Consider the following 12,117-nt stretch of genomic DNA (forward strand, 5'->3'; position numbering starts at 1 on the left):
ATGACTATTGTTAAAGAGAAATTTGATGTTGTTGTTATAGGTGCCGGACATGCCGGTTGCGAGGCTGCTCTTGCTTGTGCAAGACTCGGTCTTGAAACTATTGTCTTTACGATGAGCGCCGACAATATTGCATTTATGCCTTGTAATCCTCATATCGGAGGATCTTCCAAGGGTCATCTTGTCAGAGAGATTGATGCTCTTGGCGGAGAGATGGGTAAAAATATAGATAAGACTTTCTTGCAATCAAAGATGCTTAATACTTCCAAAGGTCCCGCCGTTCATTCACTCAGATGTCAGGCGGACAAGATGGAGTATTCCAAAGAGATGAGAAAAGTTCTTGAAGCTCAGGAACATCTTTGTATTAAACAGGCCGAAGTTTCTGAGATTCTTTTTGAGGAAGTTTCCGATGATCTTAAAAAAGAAGGCTATACCAATAAGATTGTCGGAGTAAAGATTTTCTCCGGAATTATTTATGAGTCTAAGGCTGTTATTCTTTGTACAGGTACTTACTTAAAGAGCCGCTGTCTTACAGGTGAAGCGATTACTTATAGCGGACCTAACGGACTTCTTCCTTCTAACCTTCTTTCTGCTTCACTTATTGATGCAGGAATAGAGCTTAGAAGATTTAAGACTGGAACACCTGCAAGGATGGATGGAAATACAATTGACTATTCTAAAATGTCCGAGCAGTTTGGAGATACTCCCGTTGTTCCGTTTTCTTTTGATACTGATCCTGAGGATGTTCAGCGGCCACAGGTTTCATGCTGGTTGACATATACTAACGAGAAGACACATGAGATAATTAAGGCTAATATCGATAGATCGCCAATCTACGCAGGAATTATAGAAGGTGTCGGTCCGAGATATTGTCCTTCTATTGAAGATAAAGTTATTAAGTTCCCCGATCATGAAAGGCATCAAGTCTTTGTTGAACCCGAAGGAACTTTTACCAATGAAATGTATATTGACGGAATGTCTTCTTCTATGCCTGAAGATGTTCAGATCGCTATGTACAGAACTGTCCCCGGACTTGAGAATTGTCGAATTGTAAAAAATGCTTATGCCATTGAGTATGACTGCTTATGTCCCGGTCAGCTTCATCCAAATCTTGAGATCAAAACTACAAGAGGTTTGTTCAGTGCCGGTCAGTTTAACGGAAGCAGTGGTTATGAAGAAGCTGCGGCTCAGGGACTTTATGCCGGAATCAATGCCGCAATGCAGATCTTTAATAAAGAGAGTTTATACATAGACAGATCTGAAGGATACATAGGTGTTCTTGTTGATGACCTTGTTACTAAAGAAAATCTTGAGCCATACAGAATGATGACTTCAAGGGCAGAGTACAGATTGTTACTCAGACAAGATAATGCAGATATCAGACTTCGCAAAAAGGGATATGATATAGGACTTATTTCCGAAGAGCAATATAATAAGCTTTGTACCAAGATGGATCTTATTGATAAAGAAGTTACCAGATTAAAAAATACTGTGGTTGGAGCCAATGCAACTATCCAGAAATTTATGGAGAAGGTCGGTACGCCATCTCTTAAGACAGCGACTTCTCTTGCGGAACTTATTTGCAGACCGGAGCTCTCGTATAAGCTTATTGAAGATATTGATCCGGACAGAAAACCTCTTCCTGATGATGTAATAGAACAGGTTGAGATCACAATCAGATATGAAGGTTATATCAACAGACAGGAAAGACAGGTTGAGCAGTTCAAGAAACTTGAAAAGAAGAAAATCCCTGCTGATATAAATTACGATGATGTCGGAAGTCTTAGATTGGAAGCAAGACAGAAGCTTGAAAGATTCAGACCGACCAATATAGGACAAGCTTCCAGAATCGGTGGAGTTAATCCTGCCGATATTTCAGTACTTATTATTTACCTTGATTCACTTAGAAGAGGTAGTGCCGATGAGAATTAAATATGCTGATATGATCAATGACTTTAAGGCTTTAGGTATAGAACTAAGTGATAAACAGCTTGCTCAATTTGATAAATACTATGAACTTCTAATAAAGTGGAATGAGGTCATGAATCTCACTGCCATCACCGAGTTCGACAGTGTATGCAAGCTTCATTTTGTTGACAGTATTTCCGCTTATAAGTATTTTGATTTTTCCAAAGATGATTATTCACTTATTGATGTAGGAACCGGAGCAGGCTTTCCCGGTATTCCACTTAAGATTGTTTTTCCGAAACTCAAGATCACTCTTCTTGATTCTCTTAATAAGAGACTTAACTTTCTAAATGAAGTGATCGATGAGCTTGGACTTAATAATGAAGGTAGTATCGTAACCTTACATGGAAGAGCGGAAGATTATTCTTCTATAGGCAATAAAGATTCTCTGAGAGAAACTTTTGATATTGCTGTTTCAAGAGCTGTTGCCAATCTCTCAACTTTATCCGAGTATTGTCTTCCGTATGTAAAAGTAGGTGGAAGATTTATCGCTTATAAAAGTGAAAAGGCCGGGGAGGAATTATCCAAGGCAAAAGGAGCAATTCATCTTCTTGGAGGAAAGCTTATAGACAGTCCGGAGTTTGTTCTTCCCGATTCAGAGTACAGTAGAACCATTTGTATTATTGAAAAGAAAGAAAAAACTTCCAAACAATATCCTCGTAAGGCAGGAGTTCCTTCTAAGAAACCTTTATCATAGATATTGTGTTATTGATTATTATGTTTCACGTGAAACATTGAACTCAGATACAATTCATAATACAAAAAATTGTTTCACGTGAAACATTGAAACACAAAATGTAGTAAAAAACTCCGTGAAACATACAACTCGATAATATAATTGTGTGGTGAAACAAAACAATTTCAAACACAATATATAGAAATTACAATCATAAACACAGACAATCAAACCGATTTGTAATACCATTAGCATTATAATGTGGTAAAATCAGATTAGTGTTTAAATAGCTTGGAGGAGTAATGGGTAGAGTAATTGCAATCGCAAACCAAAAAGGTGGGGTCGGAAAGACCACTACTTCTATTAATTTGTCAGCAGCATTGGCAGAAAAAGGAAAGAAAGTTCTAGTCATTGATACAGATCCACAGGGAAATACTACCAGCGGATTCGGACTTGATAAAAATGAATTAGAAAATACCATCTATGAACTCATGATAGGTGAGTGTGAAACCAATGATGCAATCGTCAAAAATGTCGTTGAAGAAATAGACGGAGTAGATATCATTCCGTCAAATGTAAACCTGGCTGCTGTAGAGATAGAACTTATCGATGCAGAGCAGAAGGAATTTATCTTAAGGGAAGCAATCGGAAAAGTTAAAGATGACTATGATTATATAGTTATAGATTGTCCACCTTCTTTAAGTATGTTGACTGTCAACGCTATGACAACAGCCAACACAGTTCTTGTTCCTATTCAGTGTGAGTACTATGCTCTTGAAGGATTAAGTCAGCTCGTTCATACAGTTAATCTTGTAAAAGACAGATTGAATCCTGAACTCGAGATGGAAGGTGTAGTATTTACTATGTTTGATTCTCGTACAAACTTATCACTTCAGGTAGTTGAGAACGTTAAAGAACATATTCAGGAAAATGTTTATAAGACGATCATTCCAAGAAACATACGTCTCGCTGAGGCGCCCAGTTATGGAATGCCGATAAATGTGTATGAACCCAAGTCAGCGGGAGCAGAAGCATACAGACTTCTCGCGGGCGAGGTAATAGATAGAAAGTTTGATTAAACCGGAGGGGAACATGGCAGCTAAGAATGTGAAAAGAGGATTAGGTAAGGGACTTGATTCCATAATACCGGCGAAGGTATCATCCTCAGCAAAAGAAACAAAGATTGTTGAACAACACATTGAAGGACAGGTAGTTAAGGTCAACATCACCAAGGTTGAACCAAACAGAAATCAGCCAAGAAAAACATTTGATGAAGACAGTCTTATAGAACTTTCAGAATCAATCAAGCAGTTCGGAATTATAAATCCCATCATTGTTACCGACAAGAAGGATCACTATGAGATCGTCGGCGGTGAGAGAAGATGGCGCGCTGCTAAAAAAGCCGGACTTAAAGAAGTACCGGTTATTATAAAAGATCTCAATGAGCAGGAAATTGCAGAGATAGCACTTATCGACAATATTCAGAGAGAAGACATCAATCCTATTGAAGAAGCTATCGCATACAAAAAACTCATTGATGATTTCGGTTACACACAGGACGTTGTCGCTGAGAAGGTATCAAAGAGCAGAGTTACTATCACCAACTCACTCAGACTTTTGAAGCTTTGCGATAAGGTAAGAGAGATGGTAGTTGAGGGATTGCTTTCGACAGGACATGCCAGAGCACTTATCCCGGTAGACAACGAGGAAGAGCAGATCACACTTGCTCAGAAAGTTTTTGACGAAAAGCTTAGCGTTCGTGAGACCGAAAAGCTTGTAAAGAATCTTGGAAAAACATCTAAACCTAAGAAGCCTGTAGTTAAGAACGAAAGCATTGATGCTATATATGCGTCACTTTCTGAGAAATGCAAACAGGCAGTAGGAACAAAGGTAGATATTATCTCCAAGGGAGACGGAACCGGAAAGATAGAGATCGAGTTCTACAGCAATGACGACTTAGAGAAAATTACAGATAGACTATGCAGAGGATAATCGGAGATAATTAATATGGAAAGCCAGATATTTAATTCAATGGGTCTTGGAAATCTTGACCCCGCAATTTTATTTTTTGTACTGATCGGAGCACTGCTCATAATGATCATTGTATCAATAGTACAGACATCCAGAGTTAAAAAGCTTGAGAAAAGATACAACAAATTCATGCAGGGAAAAGAAGCAGAATCCCTTGAAGATGAGATTGTAGGTCTTTTCCATGACAACAGACTTATCAGAACAGAGAACGAAAAGAACAGAAAAGATATTCAGGACATCAACAAGAGAATGCAGAAAACATTCCAGAAGATCGGACTTGAGAAGTATGATGCATTTAATCAGATGGGCGGAAAGCTCAGCTTCGCTCTTTGCATGCTTGATGAGAACGATAACGGATATCTGCTCAACTCAGTTCACAGCACAGACGGACTCAATTACTGCTATTCAAAAGAGATAAATGGCGGAGTTGCAGATGTAGAACTCAGCGAGGATGAGAGAGCAGCACTTGAGAAAGCATTATCAAGTACTGACAGATAAAGTGCTTAATATTAAATTGTAAAAAATCTATTTAACATAGAAAATCTGTGGAGGACAAAACGGGATGATAGACATTAAATTTTTACGTGAGAACCCAGACGTAGTAAGAGAGAACATCAAGAAAAAATTTCAGGATGAAAAGCTTCCTCTTGTTGATGAAGTAATTAAGCTTGATGAAGAAAGAAGAACCAATCAGCAGAAGGCTGATGAGCTTAGAGCAAACAGAAACAAGATTTCAAAAGAGATCGGCGGACTTATGGCACAGGGCAAGAAGGATGAGGCAATGGCTCTTAAGGAGCAGGTTGCAAAAGACGCCCAGACACTTGCCGAGCTTGAAGAGAAGCAGAGTAAGCTTGATGAAGAAGTTACTAATAAGATGATGATCATTCCTCAGATAATCGATGATTCGGTACCTGTGGGAAAAGATGATTCTGAGAACGTAGAGATCGAGAAATTCGGAGATCCCGTTGTTCCCGATTTTGAGATTCCTTATCATACAGATATAATGGAGAGCTTCAACGGAATCGACCTTGATGCGGCAAGAAGAGTTGCAGGTAACGGATTCTATTATTTGATGGGCGATATCGCAAGACTTCATTCGGCAGTTATTTCTTATGCAAGAGATTTCATGATAGAGAGAGGATTTACATATTGCGTTCCTCCTTTCATGATCCACGGAAATGTAGTAGCAGGCGTAATGAGTTTCCCTGAGATGGAAGCCATGATGTACAAGATCGAAGGCGAAGACCTTTATCTCATCGGAACAAGTGAGCACTCAATGATCGGTAAGTTCATCGACCAGATCATTCCCGAGGAGCAGGTTCCTCAGGCTCTTACAAGCTATTCACCTTGCTTTAGAAAAGAAAAAGGTGCACACGGAATCGAGGAGAGAGGTGTTTACAGAATCCATCAGTTTGAGAAGCAGGAAATGGTTGTAATCTGTAAGCCCGAAGAATCTAAGACATGGTACGACAAACTTTGGAAGAACACAGTAGATCTTTTCAGATCTATGGATATACCGGTGCGTACACTTGAGTGTTGCTCAGGAGATCTTGCGGATCTTAAATGCAAATCATGCGACGTAGAAGCATGGTCACCAAGACAGCAGAAGTACTTTGAGGTCGGAAGCTGCTCTAACCTCGGAGATGCACAGGCAAGAAGACTTAAGATCAGAATTAAGGGCAAGGACGGAAATTACCTTGCACATACACTTAACAATACAGTAGTTGCTCCTCCGAGAATGCTTATCGCATTCCTTGAGAACAACCTTCAGGCAGACGGAAGTGTTAAGATTCCTGAAGTTCTTCGTCCTTACATGGGCGGAAAAGAGGTTCTTGTTCCCACAAAGAAATAAGAATCAATAGAAAAGATAAGAACCGAAAAGAGGTGAAGAAGTAGTTGCATAAATTCCTAAGAGCAGTGGGCTTTTCTAAGATACAAAACAGAAAAGAAATGACACAGCTAATTGTCAGTTCCGTTCAGCATCCGACAAGCAGAAATTATGCCTCGTCAAAAGACAATGTAATAATCGCGGAATTTATGAAAGACTACTCCGAAGGACTGGGACTTGCTGTATGTGGAGAGTTTGATGAGGAAGATAAGTTCGTCTATGAATATTATTATCCTTATCTGATCCCGTCCAGAGTCAGCACTGAAGAAGATATCTCAGTCGAAAGACATGCTGCTCAGCATTCATATGCCGGAATTTGTAATGAGAACAGAATAGGAGTTTCACTTGTCTTTTATCTACTCAATATGATCTCGTACATGAAATATGAAAACGAAGATCATTTTCCGATAAGGGGAACGACCTTGAGCTTGTCGGCACTTTCGATCAAAGGGCAGATTCTTATGCCCATAGCCAAGACGGAAGAAGAGAAGCAAGTAGCCAAGAAAAAAACAAATTACAGAAATCGGCTTATCAATAATGCCAGAAAAGGTGACGAGACAGCGATCGAGTCATTGACGCTTGATGATATGGACTTGTACACGACTCTTTCCAGAAAGATAAGAAAGCAGGACGTTTACAGTCTTGTCGATACCTACTTTATGCCATACGGAGTTGAGTGCGATCATTACTCCGTACTTGGCGAGATAACCGAAGCCAGAAAGACAGTCAATTCGCTTACAAGAGAAACAGTACACATTTTGCGTATAAATTGTAACGACCTTGAGTTCGATCTATGCATAAATGATGTGGATCTTCTCGGAGAACCGGCTGTTGGCAGAAGATTTAAAGGAAATATTTGGATGCAGGGATATATCAATTTCCCAAAATAAAAACAGAAAGGAGAAAATGATATGGCAACACCTCATAACAGTGCTGAAAAAGGAGATATAGCAAAGACCGTCCTTATGCCGGGAGATCCTTTAAGAGCAAAATTTATCGCAGAGACATTTCTCACAGATACAAAGTGCTTTAACGAAGTAAGAGGAATGCTTGGATTTACAGGAAAATATCAGGGAAAAGAAGTTTCAGTAATGGGACATGGAATGGGAATTCCCTCAATCGGAATATATACATACGAGCTTTACAATTTCTATGATGTTGATAACATCATCAGAGTTGGAAGCGCAGGAGGACTTAAGGAAGATGTCAATGTAATGGACATCGTCTTTGCAATGGGTGCTCATACTGATTCCAACTACGGATTCCAGTACGGACTTCCCGGAACATTCTGCCCTACAGCAAGCTACGATATTCTTGAGAAGGCCGTAGCTATCGCCAAGGAAAAGAATGTAAGATATCATGTAGGAAACGTTCTTTCTTCAGATGCATTCTACAAGAAATGCAACGAGAGCGAGCTCTACAAAAACATGGGAGCTCTTGCTGTAGAGATGGAGACAGTTGCACTCTACATGAATGCAGCCGAAGCCAAGAAGAACGCTCTCACTATCCTCACTGTTTCAGATCACCTCTTCAAAGAGGGCGAGCTCACAGCAAAAGAGAGAGAGACAGGATTTACGGATATGATGGAGATTGCGCTTAAGACAGCAATTCAGCTTTGATCACAATAATAAATAATATGTAAGGAGGCCTTGTGAACGCAGTTCAAAGGCCTTCTTTTTTGTGTTTGTTAATTTTTTTGAAAAAAAGTGTTGACAAAGTTAGGAGGATGGAGTTATTGTATTATTGTACTAAGTGATTAGTACAGTAGTACAAAAACAAAATCTGTAGAAAGGAATTGAGTATTATGCCATTGAACCTTAATTTAGACAGGCCCATCTTTGTACAGATTATTGAGCACATAGAAAACGACATTGTAACAGGAAAATATAACAGCGGTGATAAGCTACCAAGTGTTCGCGACCTTGCTGCAGAAGCCGGAGTTAATCCCAACACAATGCAGAAAGCGCTCAGTGACCTCGAACAGACAGGACTTGTCCACTCAGAAAGAACCAGTGGTCGTTTTATTACGGAGGACGATAATATGATTAAAGATTTAAGAACAGCACTTATTGATATGGAAATAGAAGATTTTTTCAACAATATGAAGAGACTTGGATTTGATGAAGAACAGATCATACAGCTTGTAGAACAGTTTGCGAATAAGTGAACTAAATAAATAATATTAAAAGAAGAGAGGAATGAATAAGCAAAAACGCTAAAAGGAGAAAAAATGGAAAGAGGATTAGACGCTTATAAATTAAAATTAATTGCAATACCTTTTATGATACTGGATCATTTTAATTCAATTTTGAGTTATGCGGCACATGATAATTTAAATTGGCCCCTTTTGCCGAGTTGGATATCTCTGATCACACGATTTGTTTGGCCATTATTCATATATCTTATGATAGATGGATTTTATCATACGCGAAGCCGCATAAAATACCTGATCAGGCTTGTTATCGCAGCATTGATCATGTTCGCCGGCACCACTATTATTTACCAGTTTTTCGACAAAACTTACTTTACTAAATATAGCTATATAACGTTCTTAGTGGATTATAATATTTTTACATTGCTTGCGCTTATGTTTGCCTTTATATGGTGTTTGGATAATATTAAACGCAAAAACCATATAATTATTAATGTTCTACTTGCGATAGTAATTGCATTTGCATCTCTTCTCGCAGGAGGTTTAATTGTATTTTTACCGATGCCCATTATTATGTGGGCCTTCTATGGAAGAAAAAATAAGCAATGTATCGGTATATTTATTTACAGCTTGCTCTTATTCATAATGGCCCTTAAAACGCACTTCACTATAGATGCAGAAATGGGCGTATCTCTTTATGACAGATTGTGTATGGACAGCGAATGGGCTATTTTTACAGTCATACCATTCATACTTGCTTATAATGGCGAAAGAGGAAAAAACACCAAGTTTACCAAGTATCTGTTCTACGTATTTTTCCCGCTTCATATATGGATCCTTATCATAGCGAGCTTTATTATTGAGAAATTATAATAAGCCAAAAAAAGAAAGCCTTTGTTTGAGGCTTTCTTTTTTTGGTAGTCTTGCATGAACATGGCCATGCGTAAACTCAGCCATGCACGAACGAAGGAAGCGGAGCTTCCTTCTCCACGGGCTGGCGCCCTATAAAAAAGGATACATAAATGCTCTCTCGTGAGTAAACTCCCGTCGAGCTTTATGTATCCTTTTTTGCATGGCTTATAGCTTTCGCGAGTGTTCCCGATGCGATTCGAACGCACGACCTTCCGCTTAGGAGAAAAAAGCTCACTCAAAAAATGTAGAAAGGGAGCGGGTTCCCATACCACACTATTGAAAACTCACTCACTTACTCACTCACCCAAAGCGGCAGTTATGTCTTATCCAAAAAGTAACGTTTGCCTACGGCGATTGTTATTGTATCATGAACCTGGATTGAGTTGAATCCTTACTAAACAAATATTTTCTGCGCAAAAACTATTCTGTTATCGGTCTGATTATGCAATTGCCATCAGTAATAGCAATTTCATAATTCTCATATCTCAGGATTTCAGTACCTCCATCGTATATAATATCCCAAGCCTTCTCACGCCAATCTTTTACAGATACGATTCCCTTATTGACTGCATCTCGGAGTGGAATAATATTCTCTTTCACAGAAGTATAATACAACGCATAACACACCTATTTTGAAAAAAGAATACTCAAAACCTACCTCTTTCCTACCAAAAAGCTACCGAAAACCTACTTTTTCAAAACATATTTACCTTACCATTCCCAGGCATCACCCGTATACTTTAGATTATCCTTGGATATGTTTCCGCCTAAAAACTTAGTCCAAAAGTCTTTCATTCCGGCAAATCTGAGGTTCTCATCGTTCTTGAAGCTTGCAATTAAGTCATCAACTCGCTTCGCATCTTCGGGCGACTCGTATTTTAGTTCCCAGCTTGAAAGGACTTTACCGTTCTGGCATTTTTTACTGCTGATCCCGTCTGCTCCTATACAGGTGATCGTCCAGACTTTTTCCTTTTTATCGTCCTCATCAACAGATGCGCACTCTGTAGTGGCACTTGTGTATGACACTCCCACAGATGTGCTGCCAACAATCTGAACTTCCTGGTACTTTGACAGAGCATTGCTCTCCATCTTCTGCGCTTCTTTTGCGGTCATAAGAACAGTCTGGTCATCTGTCTTAAGTTTCTTTGTCCAGTTCTTTTCATGGTCAACACCATCTTCCGCAGAAACTTCACCAGATTCTTCAGTATCCACAGATGATCCGGAATCAAATCCCGTTGCAACAGCTAAAGCAGCAGATGATGCTGCAATTGTTCTCATCTCAGGATCAGCTTCCATAGCTGCCTTTTGAGCGGCTTCGTCCTGCATCTCCTTCATTTCTCGCAAACGCTCCTTAAATGCATCAATATACTTATCAATGCCTTCAAGCATCTTGTCCCATTCTTCAGCGGACATATCGCGCCAGTCTTTTTCTTCTTTCAGTTCCTGCGCTGATAACTTATGGGCATCTTCAAACATCTTTATAGCTTCCGATACCCCTTCATTCTGCTGTACGCCCTGATCCGCCAACTCATAGAACTGATTCCTATACATCGGACCATTGGCACGCTGCTCAGCATACATCTTGTCCATAAACTCACAGAATTCATCAAAGGTGTATCTCTTACTGTCATTTCCGTATGTATACCATCTGCTCTCTGCCGCAGGATCCTGTTCAAGAAGTCTTTCCCTTGTAGACTTCCAGTTCTTCATAGCTTCATCATGATTATGTTGAACGATCTCTCCCTGCATTCTTATAAACTCATTGCCATCCATTGCCTTTTGGATTCTCCCATTGGCAATATACTTCTCAATTATTTCTCTTGCTGCAGCAGTATCTCCTGACTGCGCTCTCTTAAGAAGCCTGGCACCACTCCATGATTCTAGGCTGTCTATGATACTCTGACATTTCAGCCCATGTTCATAAGCCTTGGGCATAGCAAGATAGGTCTCTTTAGCATTCTGTAAGATAGCAGTCCAATCACGATTTTGTGACCATGCTGTCATCGGATCAGCGATTCCATTACAAAATCCGTTATATTCAGCCTGAGATGAATATGCCCTCATCTTATTAAAGGTCTTCATGCCGGTATTATCTGTGAGCCCCTTATCATCCATATAAGATGTCAATGCAAACATCTCTATCTCAGTAGCATTCTTCGGATCAACTTCATTCACTCGAACCTCATAATCCCCAACCTTTATGATTGGATCTTGTTCAGTCGATGAATCAGCATATTCGGCAATGAACCCTCTGTTTCCAATGGTCATGATACCGATATTCTTTCCATTATCGGATGAAGTGGTTCGGGATGTTGCCTTTCCCATAAATTCTGTGTCAAAATCAGTACCTGTATGACTTGTTTTAGAGCTGTAGCTTCCGTACTGATATGTTTGACTAAAACTAGTTTGTACTGCAAATGGCATAGTTTCCTCCTTTCCGCAGCTCATCTGTCAATCCGAGCCGCACCGCTCCCCGGAAAGGTCCGAGCGGTA

11 protein-coding genes are annotated in these 12,117 nt (G+C 39.6%); 10 read left to right on the plus strand and 1 reads right to left on the minus strand.

The window, feature by feature from the left end; all coding sequences use genetic code 11:
* The 10 genes from mnmG to D6856_RS05295 all read left to right on the plus strand — a co-directional run bounded on the left by mnmG (position 1) and on the right by D6856_RS05295 (position 9,585).
* Positions 1 to 1,929 (plus strand): tRNA uridine-5-carboxymethylaminomethyl(34) synthesis enzyme MnmG, encoded by a 1,929-nt coding sequence (mnmG, locus tag D6856_RS05250; RefSeq protein WP_120686056.1) that lies wholly within the window; start codon positions 1 to 3, stop codon positions 1,927 to 1,929.
* Complete coding sequence (gene rsmG, locus D6856_RS05255) at positions 1,919 to 2,662, plus strand: 16S rRNA (guanine(527)-N(7))-methyltransferase RsmG (RefSeq protein ID WP_120686057.1); 744 nt, start codon at positions 1,919 to 1,921, stop codon at positions 2,660 to 2,662. Before mnmG ends, rsmG begins: the two co-directional genes overlap by 11 nt.
* 281 nt (positions 2,663 to 2,943) lie before the next feature.
* Positions 2,944 to 3,720, plus strand: coding sequence for a ParA family protein (locus D6856_RS05260; RefSeq protein ID WP_092245134.1), 777 nt, complete (start codon positions 2,944 to 2,946; stop codon positions 3,718 to 3,720).
* Between the two features lie 13 nt (positions 3,721 to 3,733).
* Complete coding sequence (locus D6856_RS05265; protein WP_120686058.1) at positions 3,734 to 4,633, plus strand: ParB/RepB/Spo0J family partition protein; 900 nt, start codon at positions 3,734 to 3,736, stop codon at positions 4,631 to 4,633.
* 15 nt (positions 4,634 to 4,648) lie between these two features.
* The gene (locus D6856_RS05270) at positions 4,649 to 5,170 is read left to right on the plus strand and encodes a DUF4446 family protein (RefSeq protein ID WP_120686059.1); all 522 of its coding nucleotides are present in this window, start codon (positions 4,649 to 4,651) and stop codon (positions 5,168 to 5,170) included.
* 64 nt (positions 5,171 to 5,234) lie between these two features.
* A complete protein-coding gene (serS, locus tag D6856_RS05275; RefSeq protein WP_092245143.1) occupies positions 5,235 to 6,524 on the plus strand; it encodes a serine--tRNA ligase in 1,290 nt (429 codons plus the stop codon).
* 44 nt (positions 6,525 to 6,568) lie between these two features.
* Positions 6,569 to 7,450, plus strand: a complete 882-nt coding sequence (locus D6856_RS05280) for a DUF3881 family protein (RefSeq protein ID WP_120686060.1) — start codon at positions 6,569 to 6,571, stop codon at positions 7,448 to 7,450.
* Positions 7,451 to 7,471: 21 nt separating this feature from the next.
* On the plus strand, positions 7,472 to 8,179 hold the full coding sequence (gene deoD, locus D6856_RS05285; protein ID WP_120686061.1) for a purine-nucleoside phosphorylase: 708 nt from the start codon (positions 7,472 to 7,474) through the stop codon (positions 8,177 to 8,179).
* Between the two features lie 185 nt (positions 8,180 to 8,364).
* Positions 8,365 to 8,727 carry a GntR family transcriptional regulator gene (locus tag D6856_RS05290; protein ID WP_120686062.1) on the plus strand — a complete coding sequence of 121 codons (363 nt, stop codon included), beginning with the start codon at positions 8,365 to 8,367 and terminating at the stop codon, positions 8,725 to 8,727.
* A gap of 63 nt (positions 8,728 to 8,790) precedes the next feature.
* Entirely contained in the window at positions 8,791 to 9,585 is a 795-nt protein-coding gene (locus D6856_RS05295) for a TraX family protein (RefSeq protein ID WP_120686063.1), read from the plus strand.
* Between the two features lie 750 nt (positions 9,586 to 10,335).
* Here D6856_RS05295 and D6856_RS05305 read toward each other — a convergent pair.
* On the minus strand, positions 10,336 to 12,048 hold the full coding sequence (locus D6856_RS05305; protein ID WP_120686065.1) for a hypothetical protein: 1,713 nt from the start codon (positions 12,046 to 12,048) through the stop codon (positions 10,336 to 10,338).
* Positions 12,049 to 12,117 lie beyond the last annotated feature (69 nt).

Source organism: Butyrivibrio sp. XB500-5, assembly GCF_003625505.1.
GTDB lineage: Bacteria > Bacillota > Clostridia > Lachnospirales > Lachnospiraceae > Butyrivibrio.